Here is a 25,568-nt window from a genome sequence, read left to right as displayed (position 1 = left end):
CTCGTTCGCTTATATTTCGATTCGAAAGATTTTAACTAAACTCGAAAGGCATTTTATCTATTCGAAAGATAATTGCAACCTCAAGTGCAGAAATTAATCGGGTCGGCGTTGTAATGGCAACAGGATGCGGTAATGCACGCCCTGACCAGGCTCACTGCTGACATAAATATTGCCATGCAACTGCGCTGTCACCAGATTGTAGACAATATGCGCCCCTAAGCCACTATGGCCCTCACTGCGTTTGGTGGTGAAAAACGGATCAAACAACCGTTTCAGCGTATCGCTGTTCATGCCGGCACCATTATCGCGGTATTCCAGTAACACCTGGCCGGCACTACTGCTGACCACTAAACTGATTTCGGCGCCAGGCCCTGCATAGTCGGCAAAACCATGCTGTAACGAGTTCATCACTAGGTGAGTCAGTAATTGTGCCAGCGAACCGGCATCGGTATACAACTGAATACCGGGGGGTGACAACAGACTGAACTTACATTTTTTCCGGTTCAGCTCCGGTTGCAGCGAACTCAGCACTTCCTGTAAATAAGAGGTCAGTTCAAATTCGCGCTGCGTGGCCGCGGTTTTATCCACCGCCACTTGTTTAAAGCTGTTAATCAACTGGGCAGCACGTTGGGTATTGGACGTCAGAATGTCCGCCGCCGACAAGGCGGTATCAAGGAAATGGCCAAAGCCTTGCGCACCCAGCGTTTTTTGCTGATGCGCCTGTTGCAGCGCCATCAGTTCAGTTTGCAGATGACTGGCAGCTGTGACGCAAATGCCGAGTGGTGTATTCACTTCATGTGCCACCCCGGCCACCAGACCACCCAAGGAGGCCATTTTTTCCTGCATCACCAGTTGCTGCTGGGTTTGTTGCAGTCTGGCGACAATATTGGCATTGGCGACCGCAATGGCAATATGGCTGGCCAAAGTGCGCACCAGATTAATTTGTGGCGGCGTAAAAGCACTGCGGGTCGGACTTTGCAGGCTGAGACAACCAATTCTTTCACCGTTGACCGTTAACGGGAAATACAACACCGACTGCATCGGCGCACCACTGACCGGCGCTGGCATCACCGTCAGATAATGCAAAAACTCTTCCCGGTTACGAATATTAATTTCACGCTGCTGATTAAAACAAACGGCTGCCAGTTGTTGCTCCGGCTGCAGACTGAGTTCAAAAAACTCCATTTTGCGACCATTTTCCAGCCAGTGACTGAATTGCAGCACCTGGCGCTCAGCATGGTACATGCCGATGGCCAGCACATGGACATCCATAATTTGGTTCAGGCTGTGCTGACACAAATAAATGATTTCCTGCAGATCCAGCGAAGCAGTAATTTGTTTGGCCAGCATCTGCAGCAAGGTCATATCCCGATACGCATCCGCCAAAGCCTGATTTTGCGTTTGTAATTCGGTGGTGCGCATGTTGACCAACTGTTCCAGTCGGTTGCGGTTTTGGCGCTCGTACCTTAATCTGAATTGCAAAAACAACCAAATCGCCCCAGCCAACGCCAGTCCCGCCAGTATTTTGGCCCAGAGCGTTAGCCACCATGGCGGCTGGATAACAATTTTAATGCTGCTGACCGGCGCTTGTTGCCACTGCTGACCTGGTTTACGCGCCATCATCTCAAAGCGATAACTGCCTGGAGCCAGCCGGGTGTAAGTCGCCACTCTGCTACTGGCATCGGTTTCAATCCAGTCACGGTCAAAACCCTGCAGCCGGTAGCGGTAACGGATCTGACCTGGTTCAACAAAGTCCAGCGCGGAAAAATGCAGGCTAAACATATCCTGCTGATATTGAAGCCAAATTTGTTCAGCATAACCAATAGCTTTTTCCAGCAACGGTTGGGAGCTTGGCTGGGAGCTGCTTTGGTCCGGTTTCACTTTTTTATTAAATAAACTAAAACCGGTAAAACGCACCTGCAGTGGTGTGCTCAACTGCGGCAGTTGTAACGGCCAGTAATAATCCAGCCCTTGATTGCCACCCCGTAAATGCATGCCGTCTGCAGTCACCCACCAGGAGCCAATCCAGGTGGTGCTCTGGAACCCATAAGGCTCACCATACTGCACCAGTTCCTGCCCTTCCAGCCGGTTGCGGTACAACCAGAGAAAGTGGCTGGCCTGACGCAGTTCAGCATCCTGATCAGCCAGATTCAGATAAGGTTTAAAACCCTGGATGATTTTCGGTTGCAACGGATCGCGGATGACACGATGGTTCACTCCCCCTGCCCTTACCCAAAGCACTTTATCCTGGCGGTAAATCAACTGGATACCGTTGAACGTCAAACCGGCGGCCTGCGGTGTACCTTCACGCCAGCTTTGAATTTTTCCGCTTTGTTGATCCAGCCGGGAAATACCCTGATCGGTATAACCAATCCACAGATCATTGTATTCATCTGTTTGTAAGGTACTGATAGTATTGCTGGCTAGACCAACATTGGAGGCCAGATCATGGCGGTATTGGCTGACTGCCTTGGGGTGAAAACGGAACAAACCGTCGCCGCGACTGCCAATCCACAGTTGTTGTTGCTGATCGAGCAGCAGCACACCAATATGCGGCTGCACATCCCCGTCCACCAGCGGTTGCAACTGCCAGTCGCCGCTTTGTTGATCCAGCCAGAATAAACCAGCATCTGTGCCCAGCCAGACTTTACCGGCCACATCCTGCAGTACAGCCCGTAACAGACTAGGTTTATGCACCACTGTTGCAGCTGGCTGGATCGGCCAGCGTCTGACTTTGCCGGTCGTCAGGTCGATTTCCACCAAACCACCATCGCGGTTGGCCAGCCAAAATTGACCGGGCGCTTTTGCTGCAATGCCAAACACATCCGGATGCGCCAGCATATGGTGATTATTGGCATCAGCGCCAATAGTCCGCACTTGTTGCGCCATCGGGCTTAAGGCAAAAATTCCGGCCGGGCTTTTTAACCATAAATTTTGTTGTTGATCGAGTAACAAACCCGTCAGGTTGTTACTGGGCAACTGCTGTTTCACAGCCGGGTTGGCACGAAATAACTGCCATCTCTCGGCTGACTTTGGCAATAGCCACAAACCACGGTCATAACTACTGAGCCATAAAGCACCATCTGGCGCGAACCACAAATCAGTTAACAACGATTTTTGCAATAATTCGGGTTGCCCGGGCGCAGCCAGCAATTGCTGTTGTGTCGGCTCAAACTGCCATAAACCGCCGCCATAACTGGTCAGCCAAATCTGACCCTGGACATCGGTTTTAATAGCTGTCACAGCAGCAGCAGTTAACGCAGAATTGTGCACACTGAAAATCTGACTTTCCAGCCGCTCCGGATGCCAGCGCATCGCACCGCCTTCGGCCTGACCACGACTGCGCAGCGGCGCATTACCACTGCCTAACCACAAAAAGCCCTCTTTATCGAGTTGTAGTGCATTAATAAATTGCGCATCAATCGCCTTGGCAGCGACCGGCAGTTGAATTTCTTCCAGTAACTGGCCAGCTTGTTGCCAGCGATATAAACCGGCACCAAAGGTACCGACCCAGATCCGCAATTGTGGATCCTGATACAACACACTGATTTCGACCTGCTGGACAGCACCCTGATCACGCGGTAACGGGATGCGGCGAAATTGTTCAGTGGCTGGATCATAGCGGTTCAAACCGCCATAGCGGGTACCAACCCAGATTAAACCCTGCTGATCGACCAGCAAACTGGAAATCCAGTCGGCAGATAAGCTGGTTGGATTGGTGGGATCGGCGCGGAAGCTTTCTAACTGATGACCATCATAACGATACAAGCCATGTTGGGTGCCAATCCAGAGGAAACCTTGTTGATCCTGCACCAGCGCTGTGGTTTGTGATAACTGCGGATGGTCGCGATTGAGCTGGATAAAGCGGCTATAAACTTCAGTGGCGGGCATGGCAGCAGAGGACGCTGCAGTATTGGCAACTGAGGCTGCCATAGCAATCAGCGGCAACCACAGATGCAAGCAGCAAAAAAGACAAACCCAGTACCACCCAAACCGCATCTGTTGGCGACCTTTACTGCCCGTGATTAAACAGCAGTATCATAGCTTTTGCCCTGGTCTGCAACTGTCAGTTGCATCTCAGTGCCGCAGTTAATGCATCAACCATTGTTCCAGCGCGCAGCAGCAGAGTAAAACCAGCCCCAGTGCCATAGCTAACAACAAAATTCGTCGGTCAAGCGACTGATAAATCAGATAATCAATGCCAACTAATACCAATGCAGGCAATAAAAACAGCAGTAACAACGTCAGTTGGATCAGCGCCAGATTTGCCATTCCCGCCATGCTCTTCTCCTTGGTTTAACCTTCTGCTCAACCAACAAGCTATGCTGTTACCCTTCCATCTGGTCGCTGTGACACCAAACATGCGTTTAACACTGGCGTCCAACCCAGCCAAATACACAATAAACCAGATGCAATGAGAGTGATGACAGCTTGCCTCTCATCGGCCAGACAGCTATCACAGCAAGGACCGATAAAATCAGCATAAATTAAATGAGAATCATTTGCAATACGAAAAAAGCTGGGTTATAGTCTTTTGCGTCAGGACGACAAAACTGTACTTGCACGGTTTGCGGAGGGATCCAAACTCCACGGTGTTTATGCTTTTCTGCAGTTTGGGGGATAGCCTGTAACTATCCCCCCTTTTTTTATTCAGCCCATTAGCCAACTATCAGCGGCGTTTTCATCGCATCCTGTTTTCTTTCAATGGCAATGGTAATCGACTCGCCGCCAAGCGACAGTGCAACAGCTCAGCTCAAAAATCAATCGACGAAAATCAATCGATAGCCACCTGGTGGACCGACCTATCGCTCAGCCTTGTACCACCGAGCCGCGATCCCGCATTGAAGACACAACACGATTAGAATCAATTTATACAAAAAAAACACATATTCATAATAAAAAAATAAACTAGATCGCACAAAGTACAATCTAAACAACAAAAGGAGTTCATTTATGAAAAAAGTTATGTTAATTGTATGCCTGTTGAGCGTTTTTTCTGCCACCGCCAAACCTATGATTTGCAAATGTTCCAAGGGCACTATGACAGTGACGGTAGGTGGCCAGGTTTCTTGCCAGTTATAAAAAATTGATGATGAACACCTGAGCAACCAGAGGTGAGCTCAGGTTATTCAGGGGATAGATGATGGTTCATACTGCTTTGAAATGGCTGATTGCAGCCGTCTTTGTTTTACTGGCAACCTATTTTGGCTGGCAGTCCTGGCATACGGCTGAGCCTGCAGCAACTCCGTTACCAGCCTCAGTTAAACCCGGGCAACCCGCCGCTGCGCTCAGCAAACAAAGTACCGTTCAGACTGTAGCAACCGCAAACACCAGTATCGCAACAGTGGACAGCACTGAACATTTGCCACCACCAGCGGGCAGCAATTCCAACCTGAGTGCAGAACAACAACAGGCCATTGCTTTTAGCCAAGGTTCGGCTTTTAGCTCTGCCACAGCGCTGGATACGGCGTTGCTTCATTCGGATGGTGCGGTCGTGCAACAAAGCCTGCGCCATCTATTCACGCATCCAGACTTTCAGAGCGTTATCGATCGTCTGGCGGCGGTTGAAGCCACAGAACAGGCAGCAGAGCGACAAGCCAAACTACAGCAAAAAATGTATGACAACTTCGGCGCTAGTATCCATGGTGAGATGTTTGCTTGCGCAGGTCAACTCTGTGCCGTAAGCCTGACAACCAGCACGCCGCTTGAGCAGAAAACGATCGACGATTTTGCAACTTTTGATGGCAATTACACCTTTATTAATACCAGTGGTGACAGCAATGGTGAAACTGTCACCCGATTGTTGTTTATCGCCACCGAAGATCCGAGCCAATTACAGGTCAGATAACGGCGCAGGCAAAGCCGCAATTACATTAATGTAACGCCGGTGCCTGCACCAAGACCCAGGGCGATATCACCACAGCCCAGAGTTCGGTTTTGGCCTGATACCAAAGCCCGGCTTGTTCGTCACTGACGGCGCCCAGTTGTTGCTGCGCCAGCCAGTCAGCCACCTGGGTTTTGTCATCAGTGGCGACCGCATAAGCCACCTCCACCAGATCCAAACCGGCCGCGACCTGCAGCACAGCACCGGCGGCATAAAACTTCTGCAGTTCCAGCCAGTTGATCCGCGCCGTTTCTGCGGTAATTTTGGCTTTGAGGACTTCAGGTTCAACAGTAAAATTTTCGTTCATACGATCGCTTCTTGCTTGGTCACTTGTAAGGCGGCTAATCGCCAGTATCTTCTTGCTCTGAGACTTGTGCCGCACTGAGTTCATGTTTTTTCAATAACTTGTGAAAGTCGGTACGATTACGTCCGGCCAGTTCAGCCGCTCTGGTGACATTGCCTTCCGCCATTTTCAGCACCCGGATCAGATACTGCCGTTCAAACTGATCGCGCGCTTCGCTCAACGTCGGCCAAAAACTGCGGTTTTGCGCCAGCGCCTGCTCCACCAGTGCCAGACTGATCACCGGACTGCTGGTCAGCGCCACACATTGCTCTACCACATTGACCAGTTGTCGCACGTTGCCAGGCCATTGTGCCGTCACCAGCGCCTGCATCGCATCTTCGGAAAAGCGGTTGACCTGCACATGATGACGTTCGCCACTTTGCGCCAGTACATGGCGCGCCAGTAACGGAATATCTTCAGCTCTTTCCCGCAGCGTCGGCAATTGCAGATTCACCACATTCAGCCGGTAGTATAAATCTTCGCGAAAGCTCTGCTCTTGCATCGCCTGTTTTAAATCGCGATGGGTGGCCGAAATCAGCCGTACATCAATCGGGATCGACTTAGCACTGCCGACTGGCCTGATCTGCCGCTCCTGCAAAGCCCTTAATAATTTTACCTGCAGCGGCAATGGCATATCGCCAATTTCGTCGAGGAACAAAGTGCCGCCATCGGCTTCACGGAATAAACCGGCATGTTCAGTCACGGCACCGGTAAAAGCGCCTTTGGCATGACCAAACAGCTCAGACTCCAGCAAATGTTCCGGCAAAGCGCCACAGTTAATCGCGACAAAAGCCCGCCGCGCGCGCGGACTGGCCTGATGAATGGCATTGGCCAATAATTCTTTACCGGTACCACTGGCGCCAGTGATTAACACACTGACATCGCGCTGCGCTACCCGATAAGCCTGCTCCAGCACCTGCTCCATACTTTTACTGCGAGTGACAATGGCCTGCCGCCATTCGTCTTTACTGGGCACATGCGACTGATGCACGGCTTTTTGCAAGATATCCCGCAGTTCAACGTTATTCAATGGTTTGGTCAGAAAACCAAACACACCACGCTGGGTGGCTGCCACCGCTTCTGGAATAGAGCCATGCGCCGTCATCAGCACCACAGGTAAACCCGGATTGCGTTTGGCAATTTCATCAAACAGCGCCATACCGTCCAGGCCTGGCATCCGCAAATCACTTAACACCACGTCCACCGGATTTTTCGCCAGCAAGGTCAGCGCGGTTTCGGCGCAATCCGCGCTAATCACCCGATAGCCTTCACCTTCCAGCCGCAGCGTCATCAGCCGCAATAAACTTGGATCATCATCGACCAATAACAGCCGGGCATTGTTACCACTCATGATTAACCTCCGCCTGCAGCATTTAATTTGGCTTCGATCTGCGTCAGCGCATCAATCTTCTTCTGCAGATCGGTATTGCGTTTTTGCAGCCTTTCCAGCTGATCCTGCTGCTGGCCATTCAACCGGCCTAACGCTTTAACGGCAGATTCGGCTTCCAGTAATTTCTGGTTGTAGGCATGATCCCAGCGCAGTAAATCAGCCAGCCCTTTTGGCAGGGTCTGTAATTGCCCGGCCAATTCCATCTGAGCCTTAAAACGAATGGCGTAAGGTGTTTCCGGATGAGTGCGGATCAATAATTGTTGCAGTTCTGCCACTGCTGTAGCTGGCAGACTGCGGCTCAGTGCCTCACGCTCTTTTGCGGAGATGCCAAGCAAAGTGGCACGAAACTCAGTCCAGGCCTGCAGAGTTTCCGCATTGTCTTGCAACGCCAGTTGCGGCTTCACCGGCTCTGGCGCTCGCTTCGGCAGTTCGACCACTTTTTCCGGTTGCGGCAGCGGTTTGCTGATCACAGGTAACATCACAGGCTTCTGCTGACAACCTGCCAGTACGGTGCCACATAACAAAGACGCGGCCGCGACACGCAAAAACGACTTCATAAAGAACCCTCAACTAAAGGTAACCGGATCCGAATACAGACATCGGCATAATTCACATCGACAATTTCCGCCATCCCACCTAACAATCTGGCGCAATCCGCCACAATAGACAAGCCAAGGCCTGAGCCCTGCACCGCATCAAATCTTGGGGCAGTGCCACGCTGGAATGGTTCAAACAGTTTGGCCCGCATTTCGGCCGGAATTGGCGTGCCATTATTGGCCACATCTAACAATAAAAACTTATCATGCTGGCGCAGCACCACCCACACCGGGCTGGCCTGACCGCCATAGGCCTGAGCATTATTAATCAGGTTATCCAGAATACGCCGAAACAGCATCGCATCGGTATAAATCCGGCTGACCTGACAATCCAGCTCGATAAATTGCTGCCGTTGTTGTAACGATAACGCATGATCATTAAAACAGCTTTGCAGCAGTTGCTGGCTGTCCTGCCAGGTGAATTCTGGTTTGGCTTGCTGCAATAATCTGTTGTAATCCAGCAACTGCTCAGTCAGTTGACTGAGCCGATCGGCGCTGCCATTGAGCAAAGTGACCACTTCCATTTGTGGCGCATTTAATGGCCCCACCAACTGTTCGGACAATAAGGCACAACCTTCTTTGATACTCGACAACGGCGTTTTCAGTTCATGTGAGGCGTGGCGCAGTAAAATCAGCCGTAGTGCTTCCAGTTGTTGCAACCTGGACGCCAGCCAGCGTAACTGTTCACCCAGTTCGGTGAGTTCGCGCGGGCCTTCCACTTTTTCATTCGGGAAATGATGGCTGGCCTGACCGATAGAGCGGATCATGGTATCCAGCTGTTTAATCGGCGATGCGATCCGGGCTGAAGCCCACAACACCAGTAATAGCGTCAGGATCACCAACACTATACTCTGCCAGGCCAGTTGATTTTGCGCATCGACCACATAATTTTGTTGAATTTGCAGCCGCTGCTCCAGCTGATCCCAGGTATATTCCGTCAGTTGCACCTGTGACTGGCGAATTTTCAATAACAAGGGTGCCAAATCTTCGATGCCGCTGTTGGGGTAAATTTCCAGCAACACCGCCACCTGACGTTGTTGCTCTTCACATAACAAGGCGGCATTCAGCGTCTGGCAAACCCCACTCAGCATCTGCTGATAATTGTGTAGATGGGTCCCGGCCAGCCGGCTCAGTGCTTCAGTGCGCAAAATACTGTATTGGCGCACCGCCCGTTCAATATCCACCACCACATTTTGCATATTCTCTGTCAGTTTGACGCTGCTGACTGAACTTTCCGCCTCGGCCACGGCAAAACGGCTGACATCCGACAAGGCGCTATTGCTTTGCCATAACTGCACTGCCAGCGGGATCAGCGCCAGAAAAAAACTGAGCAAAATAAATTGCCTGAGCGATGCAGGCTGGAATGGCATTTTCATGATAACGGCTCTCCTGGCCCAAGCTGCCTGTAGTGAACGCGCTATCATAACGGATTTTTGCCGACACAAAAGCAGCTTGTTGATTCGGAGTGGCAGTCTTTGCGCTGGGTCGCGTCTGGTCTAAGGCTGTACCGTCCGTCTCTGGACATAAAAAAAGCCGGTCATAGACCGGCTGAAGGGAATTTGTTTGGTGGTATTAAGCGCGGGCAGCAACACCGGCAGCACGGGCTTTACGGATTTTGCTGGCTTGACGATTGTAAGCATCAGCAAACTGGGCTTTTTCCAGTTGACGAACGGCTGGGCCATTGACATCGATTTTGCGTAAATAAGTTACAAACACAAACGCATTGACGATAAAGAAAGCTGCTGCTGCGATTAAAAATGTGTCCATCTTACACCTCTATGACTGTGCCTGCCGTTGCAGGTCTTACAATTCTGACTACCTAGTTTCATCAGGTAAAAAACGGAAGCGGAACCTTGTGTATCACTTGCGTTATTTACCTGGACAACTCTAATAATGCACAGGCTGTGCCAAGTTTTTAAATTAATTAAATAATCAATTAATTCAATAGCTTATAACCAGTCCAATCTAAAGACGCACAAAGTGACCCGCAAAGCTGGACTGGAACTGTTGCTTATTAGCGACAGCTATCATGACCATAAGATTAATTTATTTAAAATCAATAAGTTACGATGTATCTTATTTGCGACAGTTTTGCCAAGGAAATGAAATTTCTAGAAAAAACATTTAAAATCAATTGTTTATTTATAGGCGAGTCAGGGTTTGCCATGAGCGGTCAATAGCGTTGTGCTTTTGCCGGCATAGCAGCCGACGGTTGCTTTTGTTGATATCCGTGACAACGGATGGTGTTTGTTTTTTAGCTTGCCGCTAGCTGGTTTTGAAAAGCGTTTCGCCTACGGCGAGTTACTTATTTTGCTTCGCCAAAATAAGTAACCAACAAAAGGCGACCCCTGATCGCTCGAAAGCCCGCAATAAAATCAATGGTTTGAGGCGCTGGCGTAACTCGCAGTTCGCTAGCGTCGAACTGCTCAAACACCCGCCAGCTTAAAACCTCAAACCATTGCTTTTATCACGGCTCGCTTTACGGGGAAATTAATTACAAGAAAAAGCGAGCACTTAAGATATTGATTGTAAATGAGATTGATAGAGTCAAACTTCAATAAACTTCCAGCTCGAAGTAAAGACTCTTTGAATTAAATCTATTTAAAATCAATAAATTACTCCTTTGTAAACTCTTTTGCTCTTGGTCCCCTTAAAGCGAGCCGTGATAAAATTAATCGTTTGAGGTTTTAAAACGCCGGGTGTCTGAGGCCGCCGACGCTAGCGGCGGCCGAGTTACGGCGTTGCCTCAAACGATTGATTTTATTGCGGGCTTTCGAGCGATCCCGGGGTCGCCTTTTCTTTGGTACCTTTCTTTTGGCGAAGCAAAAGAAAGGTACTCGCCAAAGGCGAAAGCTTTTTGAAGCCAGCTAGCGGCAAACTAAAACAAAAAAACAGTCCGTTTTCACGGACAGCAAAAGTCGGCTGCTATGCCGACAACAAGGTCCAGCCATTGACCGCTCATGGCAAAAAACAGACCCGTTTCAATGAAAAGGCTTTAATAAATAAAGCCATACTTACGCGCCACTACATCAAAGTACTCCAGACATTGTTTGGCATATTCGCGTTTTTCCACGTAGCTACCAGGGAAAAAGCTTTTCTTAAAGCCATAAGCCACAATGTCTTTCAGTCGTTTCAGCGGAATATCAAAGTTATCCAGCGCCAGCTGATACTCGCGGCTGACCGTCGTATCAGACACCAAACGGTTGTCGGTGCAGATCACGGTCGCCATCCGGTTTTCCAGCATATCGCGGAATTTATGTTGTTTGATGTCGGTAATAGCTGGATTGGTTTGCAGATTGGAGGTTAAGCAAACTTCAATCGCGATGCGTTTGTCGGCAATATAGGAAGCCAACTCTTTGATATATTTTTGTTTATCTAAAATAGCCGGATCTTTGATCATCTCCGGAATAAACATCGAATAACCATGGCCAATACGGTCGGCATAACACTCGGTAATAGCTTCAAATACCGATTCAGCACCATAAGCTTCCCCGGCATGCAGGGTTTTTAATAAAAAGTGTTGATGAGCATATTCATACACTTCTTTAAAATTATGTGCCGGATACCCCGACTCCTGACCAGCCAGATCCAGTGCTACAATCGGCATCCCTGCTTCATCCCGCAGCCGCACACTGGCACGCACCAGTTCCATCGCGGCCAGTTTAATCACCTGCATGGGTTCAAAATCGCGCATCAGTTGAAATAAATTGGTGTAATAAGGTGAAAAACCTTTATCGCCAAACATCCGCATCGCACAGTTGATAATGCCATAGGCAAAAGGTGGTTTGTCGCCAGCGATCACCACGGCCTGGCGGTTGTATTCATTTTTGGCCCGCAGTAATCCATTATTCACCGCATGCATCACCCGGTCAAAGTCGATACCGGCCGGTAAATCAATCAGCAATTGTGGGGCAAACCGCACTTCGATGTAGTTAACGCCTTCGTTCTGGTTATCGATTGCCAGCTCATAAGCGGCCTGTTCCAGATTTTCCATATTGCGCAGCACAGCACAAGTGTACTGAAAACAATGCAAATATTCGCCCAGATTGTTATAGGCGCCTTTAAATACCAACTCTTTTAAGCCAGCAGCGCTGTCGGAAGGTAATTGCAACTTACTGCGTTTCGCCATGTCCAGCAAAGACTCCAGCCGCAGGCTGCCGTCCAGATGCAAATGCAGATCAGATTTAGGCATTTCTTTAATAAAATCAGCGGAATAAAACGGCATATCAGAGCTCACTGCAAAACAAAACTGGTTTTAGTTATAGCAGCAGTCGTCGGCAGATGCGACAGAGAAAAATAGCAAAATGAGCAAATAAGATGAAGCAGAAATGGTGCCCGGGGCCGGACTTGAACCGGCACGCCCTTTCGAGCGAGGGATTTTAAATCCCTTGTGTCTACCGATTTCACCACCCGGGCAGAGTTGCGTGTGCTGAAAAGCACTGGCAGAACGGCGCGCATTTTAAGCCGAATAACAACAGTTTGTCATGTTCTTTTTGTCATTTTTCACTGAAATCAGCTTGTTTGTTGTTTTTTTCAACATAAACATCCACCTGATGCTGCAACAGAACTCACTGATTCGGTTTGCAGTTTCACAGCAACTGTTCAGGTTAACCCACCTGACTTCAGCTGATTTGGCCATCTATACTGTTGCATTTCCAAAAGTGCCGTGATATTACTAATAACATTCGCCAGTAAGGCAACCAAATTACCGAATTTTATGCAAAGCCAAAACCTTGTGACCATCATCGCGCTCAACCTCCTCGTGCTCCTACTCAGGCCACGGGGTTTTGTGCATTGGTAACACGCGTTTACCGGATCCAGCAAAAAACCCCGAGCCACAAGCCGGGGTTTTTTGTTGCCTCAGGCTTGTCAGCGAACAGAAAAACAGCAACTGCAGCAAGAGGAAAACAACATGAACGGCCAAGATAAAATCTGGATTTTTGATACCACCTTACGCGATGGTGAACAGGCGTTACGCGCCAGTTTAAGCCATAAGCAAAAAATCCAGCTGGCCCATGCCATTGCCAGACTGAATGTCGATGTGATGGAAGTTGGGTTTCCGGTGTCTTCCCCTGGCGATTTTGCATCAGTACAAGCCATAGCGCAAAGCGTCAAAGGACCGATTATTTGTGGCCTGGCCCGCGCTGTCAGCGCGGATATCGAAGCCTGTGGCGCCGCGTTAAAAGACGCCGAACGCCGTCGTATTCATACTTTCATTGCCACCTCGCCGCTGCACTTACAATACAAATTACGCCGCACCTTAGCACAAGCCACCGAACAGGCGGTGGCAGCCATTCAACTGGCGCGCCGTTTTACCGACGATGTTGAATTCTCCTGTGAAGACGCCGGCCGCACGCCATTAGAAGATTTATGCCGTATCGTCGAAGCGGCTATTAAAGCCGGTGCCCGCACTATCAATATCCCGGATACTGTCGGTTATACCATCCCTAATGAATATGCGCAGATCATCAGTGGCTTACGTAACAAAGTGCCGAATATTGATCAGGCGATTATCAGTGTGCACTGCCATAACGATTTAGGTTTAGCAGTGGCCAACAGCATTAGCGCCATTCAGGCGGGTGCCCGCCAAATTGAATGTACCGTCAACGGTATCGGCGAGCGCGCTGGTAACTGTTCGCTGGAAGAAATCGCCATGATTATCAAAACCCGCAGCGATATTCTGCCGTTTTACACCGACATCAAAAGCACCGAAATTTACCGCTCCAGTCATTTGGTCAGCCAGATTTGCCATATGCCAATTCAGCCTAATAAGGCCATTGTTGGCGAAAACGCCTTTGCCCATAGCTCCGGCATTCACCAGGATGGCATGTTAAAAGCGCAAAATACTTATGAAATTATGTCACCTGAACAGGTTGGCATCCGGCAAAACGAATTAAATCTGACCTCACGCTCAGGTCGAGCTGTGATTGCTCATCGGTTGGCAGAGTTAGGTTACGGCAAAGAAGATTATGATTTAGAACAGATTTATGCCGCGTTTATCACCTTAGCCGATCAAAAAGGCCGGGTGTTTGACTACGACTTAGAAGCACTGGTGTTTTTCCAGAATCTGCAGGATGACGATGAGCATTATCAACTGGATTTCTTAAGTTCCAGTACGCATACCGGCCATGTTGCCAGCGCCACCGTTGGTATTCGGGCTGGTGAGCAAATGCTGACCGAAGCCGCCACCGGCAATGGTCCGGTCGAAGCAGCATTTCAGGCGATTCACCGCATCACCGGCCAGCCGCTGAAAATGGTGGATTACAACTTACAGGCCAAAGGCGAAGGTGAAAACGCCTTAGGTCAGGTCGATATCATCGTGGAATACCAAGGCCGGCGCTATCACGGTGCTGGTTTAGCCACCGATATAGTCCGCGCTTCGGTACTGGCTTATGTCCATGTGCTGAATTTGATCGAACGCAGCAAACGTATTGACGCCGTCAAGCAAGCCCGGCGCCAGGCTTAACCTATAAAAATCAGTGAATGACAGAGAACAGCATGAAGACTTATCAAATTGCAGTATTAGCCGGTGACGGCATTGGCCCGGAAGTGATGCAGGAAGCACTGAAGGTATTAGATGTGGTGTCCACTAAATTCGGGTTTAGCATTCAGACCGAAACGGCACTGGTAGGTGGCGCCGCCATCGACGCCCATGGTGAAGCCTTGCCAGCCGCGACCCTGGCGCTGTGTCAGCGTAGCGACGCCATTTTATTCGGTTCAGTCGGCGGGCCAAAATGGACCCAATTACCGCCTGCGCAACAACCGGAACGTGCTTCGTTATTACCGCTGCGCAAAACCTTTGATTTATTCTGCAATTTACGGCCAGGTAAAATTTATCCGGCCTTTGCCGATTTATCGCCATTACATCCGCGCACCAGTAGCCAGGGCATGGATATTTTATGTGTGCGCGAACTGACCGGCGGCATTTATTTTGGTGAAAAAGGCCGCAGTGAAACGGCTGCTTTTGACACTCAAACCTACAGCGTGGCGGAAATTGAACGTATCGCCCGTGTCGCCTTTGACGCCGCCAGCAAACGCAATCATAAAGTGACGTCGATTGATAAAGCCAACGTGCTGGCCACCTCAGTGCTGTGGCGCGAAGTGGTTGAGCGGGTGGCCAAGGATTATCCGACCGTCACGCTGGAACATATGTATATCGACAACGCCGCCATGCAGCTGATCCGGGCACCAAAACATTTTGACGTGCTGTTATGTGACAATTTGTTTGGCGATATTTTATCGGATGAACTGGCCGCCATTGCCGGATCCTTAGGGTTATTGCCATCGGCCAGCCTGAATGGCTCCAACTTTGGTCTGTATGAACCGGCCGGGGGCAGCGCGCCAGATATCGCGGGCTTGGGCATCGCCAACCCGGTGGCGCAAATTTTAAGTGCCGCTTTGTTACTGAGATTTAGCTGTGGTGAAGAAGCTGCTGCCCGCGCTATTGAAGCGGCCGTGGAACAAACGCTGGCAGACGGCATTGTCAGCCGCGATATCAACCCGACATCTCAGTATGGTACCGCCGCTGTCGGCGATGCCATAGTGGCCGCAATTCAGGCAGGAGCATAACGTCATGACCACCCCATCAGGTAAAACCTTATATCAAAAAATCTATCAAAGTCATGTGGTTGGCTCGTTAAATGGCAGCACAGATTTGTTGTTTGTTGACCGGCATTTAATTCATGAAGTGACCAGCCCGCAGGCTTTTTCCGGCTTAAAATTAGCCGGACGGCCGGTACGCCGGCCTGATTTAACTTTCGCGACCATGGATCATAATACCTCGACCCAAGTGCGTAGTTATGCTGCCGCTGGCGAAACCTCGCGTAAACAACTGGAAGCACTGGCAGCCAACTGCGCAGAAAATGGCATCGAGCTGCTGGATTTACATCATCCGGATCAAGGCATTGTGCATGTGATTGGCCCAGAGCTTGGCCTGACCCAACCGGGGATGATTATTGTTTGTGGCGATTCTCACACCTCCACCCACGGTGCTTTTGGCGCTATTGCCTTTGGCATCGGCACTTCTGAAGTGGAACACGTGTTGGCGACGCAAACGCTGCCGCAACAAACGGCAAAAACCTTAAAAGTGGAAGTCACTGGGCAATTATCACCTTTTGTCACCCCTAAAGATGTGATCCTGGCGATTATCGGTCAGCTGGGCACGGCCGGTGGCAATGGTTATGTTGCTGAATTCTGTGGTGAAGCCATTCGCGGCATGACGATGGAAGGCCGGATGACCTTATGTAATATGAGCATCGAAATGGGCGCCAAAGCCGGTTTGATTGCGCCAGATGACACCACTTTTGCTTATTTAAAAGGCCGGCCACATGCACCGCAAGCCGAGCATTGGGACGCGGCAGTGGCATACTGGCAATCATTGTATTCGGATGCCGATGCAGTGTTTGATAGCGAAATTCGGCTTGATGGCAGCCAAATCAAACCCCAAATCAGTTGGGGCACTAACCCAGAGCAAGTGATTGCGGTGGATCAGCCGGTACCGGCCCCAGATTCATTTAACGATTTAATTAAAGCCGATGCCGCTCGTCGCGCTCTGGCCTATATGGGTTTAGCGGCCGGGCAAAAACTGACGGATATCGCGGTTGATGTGGTCTTTATCGGCTCTTGTACCAATAGCCGCATTGAAGATTTACGCGCTGCTGCCGCTGTGGTGGGTTCGCAGAAAGTAGCGCCTGGCGTAAGGGCCTTGGTGGTGCCGGGTTCAGGTCAGGTCAAACGTCAGGCCGAAGCTGAAGGCTTGGCCGACATATTTAAAGCCGCTGGTTTTGAATGGCGTGAGCCAGGTTGTTCCATGTGTTTGGGCATGAATGATGACCGCGTCGACGCAGGCCAGCGCTGTGCTTCAACTTCCAACCGTAACTTTGAAGGCCGGCAGGGCCGCGGTAGTCGCACCCATTTAGTCAGCCCGGCGATGGCCGCCGCTGCCGCTATTGCCGGTAAATTTGTTGATATCAGCTACATTCAGCCAGGAGCAAACGCATGAGCCAGATTTTCGCCAAGGGCCTGGTGTGCCCGCTGGATAAAAATAATGTCGATACCGACCAAATTATCCCAAAACAGTTTTTAACTTCAGTCAGCCGTGATGGTTTTGCCGAGGCGCTGTTTTTTGACTGGCGTTATCTGGCCGATGGCAGCGCCAACCCGGAGTTTGTGCTGAATGAACCGCAATTTCAGGGCGCTTCGGTGCTATTAACCAGAGCCAACTTTGGTTGTGGTTCGTCGCGCGAACACGCACCTTGGGCCATTCAGCAATACGGTTTTAATGTGATTATTGCCGAAAGCTTTGCCGATATTTTCTTTAACAACAGCGTCAACAACGGCATGTTGCTGATTAGCCTGAGCGCCAGCAATATCGAGTTTTTGTTTAATCGCTGCAAACAAGGCCCGCAGCAGTGGCAGATTGACCTGGCGAATCAGGAAATTCTGCTTGGCAATAACGCCGCCGTTGGCTTTCAGATTGATCAGGATGTAAAACAACGGTTGTTGTCCGGGCTGGATTTTATCGGTGCCAGTGAAACCTTGACCCCACAAATCAGCGCTTATGAAACCAAGCGCCGCCAGGCGATGCCTTGGTTGGGTTAAGCTAAACCCTATCCGGCAGTCAGGTCCAGCGACTGCCGGAGTCATTGCCTGCTAAAAACACATTATATTTACAAAATAGTTGCAAATGACACTTTTGCAACTAAAGTTAGCTTATCCTGTTTGCTGCACAAGCTGCCCTGCCATGTCTCAGTTACTGAATGCGTCCGCTTCTCATGATGGCGCGCTTTATTATCATGTCACCGGCCGTTGTGTACGTTTTGCCTATTTAACCGGTTTTGCCGGACACTATCATTATGATCATCGGCGGCAATGGTTCAACGAACGACTGATGTTATTGAGCGACATGTTTATGGTTGAAGTCGTAGCACTGGCCATTCAACCCAGGCAATATCAGCTCGTGCTGCGATTAGATCCGCCAGCAGCAGTCCGACTGGATCAACAACAAATTATCGCTCGCTGGTCCATGCTTTACCAATTACCCAGGGCACTGCAAACACTGCCGCTCGCGGAAGATCCAGACACCATGGCGGTGCTGGAAACCTGGCGCAATCGACTCTGTGATCTCAGTTGGTTTTTGCGCAGCTTACATCAATATATCGCCAAAAAGGCCAATGCTGAAGATGGCTGTAGTGGTCATTTTTGGGAAAGCCGGGTCAAAACTAAACTGCTGACAGATGAACAGACACTCAAGACTGCACTTGCGAACATCGCCTGCTTAGCTGCAGAACCCACAGCGATGCAATAAAGCTGGCACCTCAGCGCGACAACCGTCGATTGGTATGTCGAACAAATTTAACTTTTGTTTATTTTTTATCTTTTAAAGTTAATTTCGATAAATTTATATGATATTTTTCTTCAGCATGATGAAAAAACGGACATCTACACAAGGAAATAACTTTATGCTCTGTCGGCCTGAGTCGAACATTATTCTGGTGCCATCGTTACTGCTGTTATTAACCGCCTGTGGCGGCGGCAGTGAGTCGAAATCGCCGCCATCACCGCCACCAATCAGCGTTTACACTGTGGCGGTGGCAACAGGAACTGGCGGCAGCGCCAGTCAGAACAGCGTCTCTGTCAATCAGGGCGCCAGCACTAATCTGACTTTTACCCCAGCGGCAGGTTATTCCCTTGTCAGTGTTTCCGGCTGTAATGGCAGTTTAAATGGCAATATCTTCACGACTGGCGCTATCAGCACCAACTGTACCGTTACCGCCGGTTTTAAATTAAATACTTACACCATCAATACTACCACCAGCACAGACGGGATTTTAAACCAAACCACGACTACGATTGAGCATGGCGCCACCACAACTTTTACGCTGACACCGCCGGCTGGCTATAGCTTAGCCAGCGTGTCAGGTTGTAATGGCAGCCTCAATGGCAATCAATACACTACAGGTGCTGTCACAGCCAACTGTGCCATCACAGCGCAATTTAAACTCAATACTTACACTGTCAATGCCACCACCAGCGCAGGCGGTAGCTTGAACCAAACCAGTGCTATTGTTGAGCATGGTGCAACGACAACTTTTACGCTAACGCCCGCTGCTGGTTATAAAATTGCCAGCGCCACCGGCTGTAATGGCACTTTAACTGATAATCAATTTACCACCACAGCAGTCACAGCCAATTGTACTGTCACCGCCAGTTTTGCCCGCATTAATGACCAAAGAATCAGCGGTAAAGTCATTGATGGCTATGTCAGTGGGGCCACCGTCTGGCTGGATCTCAATGGCAATAAAAATAAAGACGCTGATGAACCATCAGCAGTCTCAACGCAACAAGGTGATTACAGTTTAGAAATGACAGCAGCGCAGTTGGAATGTGCCGCTTATGCCACTTTATATGTCGATGTACCGGTCGGCGCCATTGACGAAGATAGCGGCCCTGTTACAGCGGCTTATCAGATGGCTCGACCACCGCAACTAAAACCACTCAGCAATGAAGATGTGCTGCATATTTCGCCATTGACCTCAGTGCTGCATGAACAAATTTTGCAGAAATTACAGGTGCAAGAGACCGGCTTAGGCAGCTGTGAAACTGTCAAAGCCAGTCAAAAACTGCGGCAAGACATCAGCTATGAATTACAAGATCAAATCCGTAGCATAGTGCAAAAACACAATATTTCGGCCGAGAAAATTTTTGCCGACTTTATCCAAAATAAGGACAAAGCCAGTTACGATTTAGCCCAAAGCATTGTGAAAGGTCTGAAAGCCAGTTTTGCTTATCGCGATTCGCTGAAGAAGCAATATCCGGATGCCACTTATATCCGTACTTTGTTTTATCAAGGCAGCACATCGGATTATAACAATGCATATCCACAGGCTTGGTATCGCGACACAGCTGTCTGGTTACCAACTGGCTTTATCTCAGAACTGGTCAAAGTGAGCGATGATCAAACCACAGTGGTGCGACCTGTCTATCTGCGAGAAATACAAAAACAAAACTGGGGCAATGCCATTTTTGAATCCACAAAAGATACCTGGAACGACAAGGGCGATAATCACCCAACATTCCGCTGTCCCGGCGGAGAGTCTCTGTCCTTAAAGTCGCTCACCGGCATCACTTACACCTTAAGAAACGGTGGCCATTCCGACGACGTGACTGATCCTAAAACCTGTCAGCCGATCAACTTCGAAAATTCAACTTGGAAGTATTATGAAGTCAATTACCAGCACAATGGCATCAGTTATTATGGCCGCTTCGACTTTAAAGCAACAGATGTGGAGTACAACCAGCTAAAAGATTGGGTCAATCTGCAAAACAAAGCTGACAAGCTGGAGTTAAAAGTACTGTACGAGCGGCTGTCGCAAGTAGGTCTGTTGTTTGATGAAGAGCCAAAAGTGGCGGTTTCCGGTTGGCACAAACGCTCCACCGATGACAGAACGAAAAACCGTGTTCAGATCGATAAATTCAGCGATGGCCGCTGGGAGAAACAAAGCACCCGCGATGATCAGACCATCTTAAAAGAATGTAGTCAAGATGGTGTGAACTGGGGGGCTTGTAGCTAAGCAGCTGCGCATGGCCAATAAGTTCATACTGCACTTATTGGCCACATCACCACAAAGAAAGCAACAACGTTGCTGCCAACAGAGGTGGTTTATAACCGCACCTGACCATCGCCAATCACCAGGTATTTCTCGGTGGTCAGCGCTTCCAGCCCCATCGGGCCATAGGCATGCAACTTACTGGTAGAAATACCAATCTCTGCACCCAGTCCCAGCTCGCCGCCGTCGGAAAACCGCGACGAAGCATTCACCATCACCACAGCCGAATTCACCAGCCGCAAAAAAAGCTGCGCCCGGCTGATATCCTGCGTGCAAATCACTTCAGTATGACCAGAACTATGCTGCTCAATATGGCCGACCGCCTCAGCAAAACTGGCCACCACTTTGACTGACATCGCCAGACGCAGATATTCAGTATCAAACTGCCCTTCAGCAGCAGCTTGTATTTGTGGCAACAAGGCTCGGGTGTTAGCACAACCAAACAGCTCCACTTCATGTGCCGCCAGCATTTGCTGCGCCAATGGCAGAAACTCGGCGGCGATATCGGCATGCACCAATAAGGTTTCCAGTGCATTACAGACACCGGGCCGCTGGGTTTTACCATTCACCAGCAGCGCCAGGGCTTTGTTCAGATCGGCCGCTTTATCGACAAACAAATGGCAAATGCCTTTGTAATGCTGGATCACCGGAATACGGCTGTGCTCGCTGACAAAGCGGATCAGCCCTTCACCGCCGCGCGGGATCACCAAATCGACATAGGCATCCTGCTGTAATAACTGCAATAACAGCGCCCGATCCGGGTCCGGCACCACCGAAATAGCTGCCGGATGAATATGGTGTTGTACCAGCACCCGTTGTAACACAGCAGCAATCGCCAGACTGGACTGCAAGGCTTCGCGGCCGCCGCGTAAAATCACCGCATTACCGGATTTCAGGCACAAAGCCCCGGCATCGGCGGTGACATTGGGTCTGGCTTCATAAATCATTGCAATCACACCGAGCGGGATCCGCATCCGGCCAACCTGAATACCATTGGGTCTGGGAGCCAACTGTCGGATCTGCCCGACCGGATCCGGTAAAGCGGCAATTTGTCGTACCGCCGCCGCCAGCGCACTGATCCGCTCCGCCGTCAGCAACAAGCGGTCCTGCATCGCAGCCGGTAAACCATTCTGGATGGCTTGCTGCATATCCAGCTGATTTTTATCCAAAATTTCTGCCGTGGCCGCTTCCAGTCCAGCCGCCATCGCCAGCAACAGGCGGTTTTTGTCGGCTTCGCCCAATTGCGCCAGTTGCCGGCTAGCGACTTTGGCTTGCTGGCACAATTGTGCGATGTCAAAAGTTACTGCGCTGGCGGCTGTTGTGGTGATTTGATTCATCCTGCTTGCTCCATTAATACTAAATCATCGCGGTGCACTGCCACTTCACTGGGACAATAGCCCAGTAAGGCGCTGATCTCACTGCTATGCACTCCTTTGATTTTGTTCAGTTCAGGCGCACTGTACTGACTCACCCCTTTCGCCAGTTTTTGGCCTTGCTGATCGACCAGCCAGATGGCATCCCCTTTATCAAACTCTCCTTGCAGCGCCACAACGCCCTTCACCAGCAAAGAAGCGCCTTTGTGCAGTAGCGCAGCAACAGCACCGGCATCCAGCGTGACAGTTGCACTGGCTTTACTGCTGTGTAATAACCAGTGTTTTTTTGCACTGAGCTGCACCGGTTGGGCGCAAAACAAGGTACCGACTGGCTGACCCTGCAATAAAGCTTCAAAACTGCTGGCTTGCTGACCGTTGATGATCAGGGTGTCGATGCCCTGGGTGGTGGCTTTGGCGGCGGCTTGCAGCTTGGTCAGCATACCGCCGGTACCGATAGTATGATGGCTGCCACCGGCCATGGCATAAATTTGCGGGGTGATGGCATCGACCTGAGGAATAAATTCCGCCGTCGGTTCAGTACGTGGATTTGCCGTATATAAACCGTTGATATCTGAACAGATAATCAGCGCATCAGCGTCGACCAGGATCGCGACCATGGCGGCCAGATTGTCGTTATCGCCAACTTTCAGCTCGGCCGTCGCCACAGTGTCATTTTCATTAATGATAGGCAGCGCCTGATGGCTGAGTAAGGTACGTAAGGTATTGTCGATATTCAGATATCTTTTGCGATCGCGAAAATCATCATGCGTCAGCAACAACTGGGCACAAGGCCAATCCAGCAACTGACTCCACATCATCATCATCTGGCTCTGTCCAATCGCCGCCATCGCTTGTTTGACGTTGATCGGCAACGGCTGATGGCTAAAGGCTATCGCCGCCCGGCCGGCCGCGACGCTGCCACTGGACACCAGCACCACTTCAGTGCCCCGTAATTTACATTCACTGATAAAACGGGCAATGGCTAGCAGGTAACGGGTCGAACAACCTTTGCCCGCTGGCGCAATCAGCGCACTGCCCACTTTAATGACTATCCGTTTCCACCGCAGGCCCGCCATCTGATGTTATCCCCTGTTGTTGCTGCTGCACTGAGCAAATATCAGTCAAAGCTTAACTTTATAGCCGTATATATGTCCAGTCGTAAAACAAGGCGCTAGGCTTTTTCCGAACTTTGTTCGGTTAGCGCTGGTCAGAACGGCTACAGTTTTTACTGCCAGGCGCGCCAGCTGCGCCACGCAGCGAGCAACAGGAGTGTTATGCACAATACCCAAGGCGCGGTCTCTTTAGTCCGCAGTTTAGCGCCACAACCGGATGGCGCGCTGATTTGTCAGCAACTGATCCACTGGCTGAGTCAGCCTCATCAACAGATTGCCGCCGAGCAGCGGCTGGAAAAACTGAGCCTCGCCCTGCGCGAGAACCCGGCCCATGCCAGCGCTATCGCCAGCCAACTGCTGCAATGGCTAGGCGGTTTGCAACTGTACCCGGCGCTGGTCAGTCTTGGCATTTACGCCAGGCGTGGTTTTATGCGCGAAATGACCGCCAGGGCTTATGACAAACTAAATCCGGCACCACGGCTGACAGCAGATTTAAAAGATGTACTGGAGCAACAACTCTCTGCCAGCGGCTGCAGTGACTGGCTGGCAGCAGGTGGTGCCAGCGAGCTGCTGAGCTTGTTTCAGCAGTTATGGCGACTGGCCCCCGCCGAACAGCAACAACAATTCAGTGCTTATTGCCACGATGAAGCCTGGTACGCGCTGGAAATGCTGGGGATTTGGGTGGCCGCCGAAGAAATTGAACCTGAACTGATGCGGCTGGACCGAAGGCTTATCAGCACGGATTCACCTTTTATCGCGCTGCACCGCGAAATCAGCCTGTTAATTGCCAGCCGCAAACCGACGCAGCTTGATGCGACGGCAGCAGTAGCTTATGACTTAGGCCATTTTGCCGTGATGCTGAGTCAGTGTTATCAGCAACTGGAACGCCTGCGTCGCCGAGGTGCTGGTGTTGGTAGCACGGTATCGGTGGCACATTTACTGGAGCGGCTGGAACAAACGCTGGATCGGATCAACTTACTGGCGAGAATTCTCAATGCAGAACCGGATCAGGCGACACTGAGCCGAACGCTGCTGTCGCAGTTACTCTGTGATGCAGCCGCCAAAACCAGTGTGTTGTCGTTATGGCGCAGTGCCAGCCAGATGTTGTCGAAAAGTATTACCATTAATACCAGCGGCCATGGCGAGCATTATATTGCCCATGACAACAGCCAGTTTCTGCGGTTATTGCGCTCGGCCTGTGGTGCCGGGGTCATTATTGCGCTACTGGCGCTGAATAAAATGCATCTGGAAAGCCTGGCTTATCCGCCGTTTTTGCATGCCTTGCTGGTCAGCCTGAATTACGGCTTTGGTTTTATGCTGGTGCATATCCTGCATTTTACCATTGCCACCAAACAACCGGCGATGACAGCCGCTAGCTTTGCCGCAGAAGTTGAAAAAGGTGAAAACGGCCGTGCCATGCACAAAAAACTGGCTGCTTTATTGATTGCGGTCAATCGCTCGCAGTGGGGTGCGGTTTGGGGCAATGTCAGTTGTGCGGTGTTATTGGCCTGTCTGATTGCTGCGGGCGTTGAATTCTGCCAAGCCGAGCCGTTGCTAAGCGCCAGTCAGGTCACTTATCAGCTGAATGCGATTTCTCCGCTGCACGGCGCGTTATTTTTTGCTGCTATTGCCGGTGTCTGGTTATTTTGCGCTGGCATCATCGCAGGTTTTTTTGATAACAGAGCCAATTATCTGGAACTGCGGGTGCGGTTGTACCAACATCCATGGCTGCGCAGTCTGCTGCCGGACGGTGCACGCCGTCGGTTGGCCGACTATCTGCATGATAACTATGGGGCGCTGGCCGGTAATTTCTGTTTTGGTCTGTTGCTCGGCATGACCGGGTATCTCGGTTACCTGACCGGTTTACCGCTGGATATCCGCCATGTGGCTTTTGCTTCGGCCAATCTTGGTTACAGCAGCGTCAGTGCAGATTTAACTCCGCTGCAGTTTGCCGGTCAGTTATTACTGGTGTTATTGATAGGTTTTGTTAATTTATGGGTCAGTTTTACCCTGGCACTCACAGTCGCACTACGCGCCCGTGGCACTAGTATCAGCAAGCTCCCGACCTTATTGGCCAGCGTCTGGGAACAAGCACGACAACAACCACTGCAACTGTTTTTCCCGATGGTTCGTGGGAAAAAACCGGATTAAGCCAGCCTGCTGCTATGTTGCCTAGCCTGCCTGGCCGCTGTAGGGCGGACTCGACCCAACGCAAAGCGCTGGGGCAGTCCGCCATGGGGCCAACCCAATCCAGCGGCTACA

18 protein-coding genes and 1 tRNA gene are annotated in these 25,568 nt (G+C 50.5%); 8 read left to right on the top strand and 11 right to left on the bottom strand.

The genetic code is table 11. The features are described 5' to 3' along the window. Positions 1-93 precede the first annotated feature (93 nt). The gene (locus AC53GJ_RS00650; protein ID WP_496730617.1) at positions 94-3,933 is read right to left on the bottom strand and encodes a two-component regulator propeller domain-containing protein; all 3,840 of its coding nucleotides are present in this window, start codon (positions 3,931-3,933) and stop codon (positions 94-96) included. Positions 3,934-4,089: 156 nt separating this feature from the next. Beyond that, positions 4,090-4,281, bottom strand: a complete 192-nt coding sequence (locus AC53GJ_RS00645; RefSeq protein WP_496730616.1) for a hypothetical protein — start codon at positions 4,279-4,281, stop codon at positions 4,090-4,092. Between the two features lie 859 nt (positions 4,282-5,140). Here AC53GJ_RS00645 and AC53GJ_RS00640 point away from each other — a divergent pair. Beyond that, positions 5,141-5,848, top strand: coding sequence for a hypothetical protein (locus AC53GJ_RS00640; protein WP_496730615.1), 708 nt, complete (start codon positions 5,141-5,143; stop codon positions 5,846-5,848). Between the two features lie 25 nt (positions 5,849-5,873). Here AC53GJ_RS00640 and AC53GJ_RS00635 read toward each other — a convergent pair whose 3' ends face one another. The 7 genes from AC53GJ_RS00635 to AC53GJ_RS00605 form a co-directional block, all read right to left on the bottom strand. Further along, positions 5,874-6,191: a DUF2288 domain-containing protein gene (locus tag AC53GJ_RS00635; RefSeq protein ID WP_496730614.1), complete on the bottom strand. Its 318-nt coding sequence runs from the start codon at positions 6,189-6,191 to the stop codon at positions 5,874-5,876. A 34-nt stretch (positions 6,192-6,225) separates the two neighbouring features. Next, positions 6,226-7,578 (bottom strand): sigma 54-interacting transcriptional regulator, encoded by a 1,353-nt coding sequence (locus AC53GJ_RS00630; protein WP_496730613.1) that lies wholly within the window; start codon positions 7,576-7,578, stop codon positions 6,226-6,228. A 2-nt stretch (positions 7,579-7,580) separates the two neighbouring features. Continuing rightward, positions 7,581-8,174, bottom strand: coding sequence for a hypothetical protein (locus AC53GJ_RS00625; RefSeq protein WP_496730612.1), 594 nt, complete (start codon positions 8,172-8,174; stop codon positions 7,581-7,583). Further along, on the bottom strand, positions 8,171-9,589 hold the full coding sequence (locus tag AC53GJ_RS00620; protein ID WP_496730611.1) for a sensor histidine kinase: 1,419 nt from the start codon (positions 9,587-9,589) through the stop codon (positions 8,171-8,173). Before AC53GJ_RS00620 ends, AC53GJ_RS00625 begins: the two co-directional genes overlap by 4 nt. Before the next feature lie 196 nt (positions 9,590-9,785). After that, positions 9,786-9,980, bottom strand: a complete 195-nt coding sequence (locus AC53GJ_RS00615; protein ID WP_496730610.1) for a hypothetical protein — start codon at positions 9,978-9,980, stop codon at positions 9,786-9,788. 1,228 nt (positions 9,981-11,208) lie between these two features. Next, positions 11,209-12,438 carry an adenosine deaminase family protein gene (locus tag AC53GJ_RS00610; protein WP_496730609.1) on the bottom strand — a complete coding sequence of 410 codons (1,230 nt, stop codon included), beginning with the start codon at positions 12,436-12,438 and terminating at the stop codon, positions 11,209-11,211. Between the two features lie 104 nt (positions 12,439-12,542). Then, a tRNA-Leu gene (locus tag AC53GJ_RS00605) sits at positions 12,543-12,629 on the bottom strand. A 496-nt stretch (positions 12,630-13,125) separates the two neighbouring features. On the opposite strand from AC53GJ_RS00605, the gene leuA reads away from it, so the two are divergent. The 6 genes from leuA to AC53GJ_RS00575 all read left to right on the top strand — a co-directional run bounded on the left by leuA (position 13,126) and on the right by AC53GJ_RS00575 (position 20,785). After that, on the top strand, positions 13,126-14,679 hold the full coding sequence (leuA, locus tag AC53GJ_RS00600) for a 2-isopropylmalate synthase (protein ID WP_496730608.1): 1,554 nt from the start codon (positions 13,126-13,128) through the stop codon (positions 14,677-14,679). A 32-nt stretch (positions 14,680-14,711) separates the two neighbouring features. Beyond that, positions 14,712-15,782 carry a 3-isopropylmalate dehydrogenase gene (leuB, locus tag AC53GJ_RS00595; protein WP_496730607.1) on the top strand — a complete coding sequence of 357 codons (1,071 nt, stop codon included), beginning with the start codon at positions 14,712-14,714 and terminating at the stop codon, positions 15,780-15,782. Positions 15,783-15,786: 4 nt separating this feature from the next. Then, positions 15,787-17,214 carry a 3-isopropylmalate dehydratase large subunit gene (gene leuC, locus AC53GJ_RS00590; RefSeq protein ID WP_496730606.1) on the top strand — a complete coding sequence of 476 codons (1,428 nt, stop codon included), beginning with the start codon at positions 15,787-15,789 and terminating at the stop codon, positions 17,212-17,214. Then, a complete protein-coding gene (gene leuD, locus AC53GJ_RS00585; RefSeq protein WP_496730605.1) occupies positions 17,211-17,813 on the top strand; it encodes a 3-isopropylmalate dehydratase small subunit in 603 nt (200 codons plus the stop codon). Before leuC ends, leuD begins: the two co-directional genes overlap by 4 nt. A 142-nt stretch (positions 17,814-17,955) precedes the next feature. Next, entirely contained in the window at positions 17,956-18,519 is a 564-nt protein-coding gene (locus AC53GJ_RS00580; protein WP_496730604.1) for a hypothetical protein, read from the top strand. Between the two features lie 154 nt (positions 18,520-18,673). Beyond that, a complete protein-coding gene (locus tag AC53GJ_RS00575) occupies positions 18,674-20,785 on the top strand; it encodes an InlB B-repeat-containing protein (RefSeq protein WP_496730602.1) in 2,112 nt (703 codons plus the stop codon). 89 nt (positions 20,786-20,874) lie between these two features. On the opposite strand, the gene AC53GJ_RS00570 is transcribed toward AC53GJ_RS00575, so the two are convergent. Then, on the bottom strand, positions 20,875-22,158 hold the full coding sequence (locus tag AC53GJ_RS00570; protein ID WP_496730601.1) for a glutamate-5-semialdehyde dehydrogenase: 1,284 nt from the start codon (positions 22,156-22,158) through the stop codon (positions 20,875-20,877). Continuing rightward, positions 22,155-23,270, bottom strand: coding sequence for a glutamate 5-kinase (proB, locus tag AC53GJ_RS00565; RefSeq protein ID WP_496730600.1), 1,116 nt, complete (start codon positions 23,268-23,270; stop codon positions 22,155-22,157). The genes AC53GJ_RS00570 and proB overlap by 4 nt, the downstream gene beginning before the upstream one ends. A gap of 198 nt (positions 23,271-23,468) precedes the next feature. Here proB and AC53GJ_RS00560 point away from each other — a divergent pair, with 198 nt between their 5' ends. Further along, positions 23,469-25,457, top strand: a complete 1,989-nt coding sequence (locus AC53GJ_RS00560; protein WP_496730599.1) for a transporter-like protein — start codon at positions 23,469-23,471, stop codon at positions 25,455-25,457. The last annotated feature ends 111 nt before the right edge of the window (positions 25,458-25,568 follow it).

The organism is Rheinheimera sp. B2H12 (assembly GCF_059620065.1).
Note: the sequence above shows the minus strand (reverse complement) of the source record. Positions and strands in the feature narration are given on the sequence as shown.

Coding starts and splice junctions, on each gene's coding strand:
- AC53GJ_RS00615 (WP_496730610.1), bottom strand. CDS start 9,980: ATGGACACATTTTTAATCGCAGCAGCAGCTTTCTTTATCGTCAATGCG.
- AC53GJ_RS00625 (WP_496730612.1), bottom strand. CDS start 8,174: ATGAAGTCGTTTTTGCGTGTCGCGGCCGCGTCTTTGTTATGTGGCACC.
- AC53GJ_RS00635 (WP_496730614.1), bottom strand. CDS start 6,191: ATGAACGAAAATTTTACTGTTGAACCTGAAGTCCTCAAAGCCAAAATT.
- AC53GJ_RS00630 (WP_496730613.1), bottom strand. CDS start 7,578: ATGAGTGGTAACAATGCCCGGCTGTTATTGGTCGATGATGATCCAAGT.
- leuB (WP_496730607.1), top strand. CDS start 14,712: ATGAAGACTTATCAAATTGCAGTATTAGCCGGTGACGGCATTGGCCCG.
- AC53GJ_RS00645 (WP_496730616.1), bottom strand. CDS start 4,281: ATGGCGGGAATGGCAAATCTGGCGCTGATCCAACTGACGTTGTTACTG.
- leuC (WP_496730606.1), top strand. CDS start 15,787: ATGACCACCCCATCAGGTAAAACCTTATATCAAAAAATCTATCAAAGT.
- leuD (WP_496730605.1), top strand. CDS start 17,211: ATGAGCCAGATTTTCGCCAAGGGCCTGGTGTGCCCGCTGGATAAAAAT.
- AC53GJ_RS00640 (WP_496730615.1), top strand. CDS start 5,141: ATGATGGTTCATACTGCTTTGAAATGGCTGATTGCAGCCGTCTTTGTT.
- AC53GJ_RS00580 (WP_496730604.1), top strand. CDS start 17,956: ATGTCTCAGTTACTGAATGCGTCCGCTTCTCATGATGGCGCGCTTTAT.
- AC53GJ_RS00570 (WP_496730601.1), bottom strand. CDS start 22,158: ATGAATCAAATCACCACAACAGCCGCCAGCGCAGTAACTTTTGACATC.
- AC53GJ_RS00620 (WP_496730611.1), bottom strand. CDS start 9,589: ATGAAAATGCCATTCCAGCCTGCATCGCTCAGGCAATTTATTTTGCTC.
- leuA (WP_496730608.1), top strand. CDS start 13,126: ATGAACGGCCAAGATAAAATCTGGATTTTTGATACCACCTTACGCGAT.
- AC53GJ_RS00575 (WP_496730602.1), top strand. CDS start 18,674: ATGCTCTGTCGGCCTGAGTCGAACATTATTCTGGTGCCATCGTTACTG.
- AC53GJ_RS00560 (WP_496730599.1), top strand. CDS start 23,469: ATGCACAATACCCAAGGCGCGGTCTCTTTAGTCCGCAGTTTAGCGCCA.
- proB (WP_496730600.1), bottom strand. CDS start 23,270: ATGGCGGGCCTGCGGTGGAAACGGATAGTCATTAAAGTGGGCAGTGCG.
- AC53GJ_RS00650 (WP_496730617.1), bottom strand. CDS start 3,933: ATGGCAGCCTCAGTTGCCAATACTGCAGCGTCCTCTGCTGCCATGCCC.
- AC53GJ_RS00610 (WP_496730609.1), bottom strand. CDS start 12,438: ATGCCGTTTTATTCCGCTGATTTTATTAAAGAAATGCCTAAATCTGAT.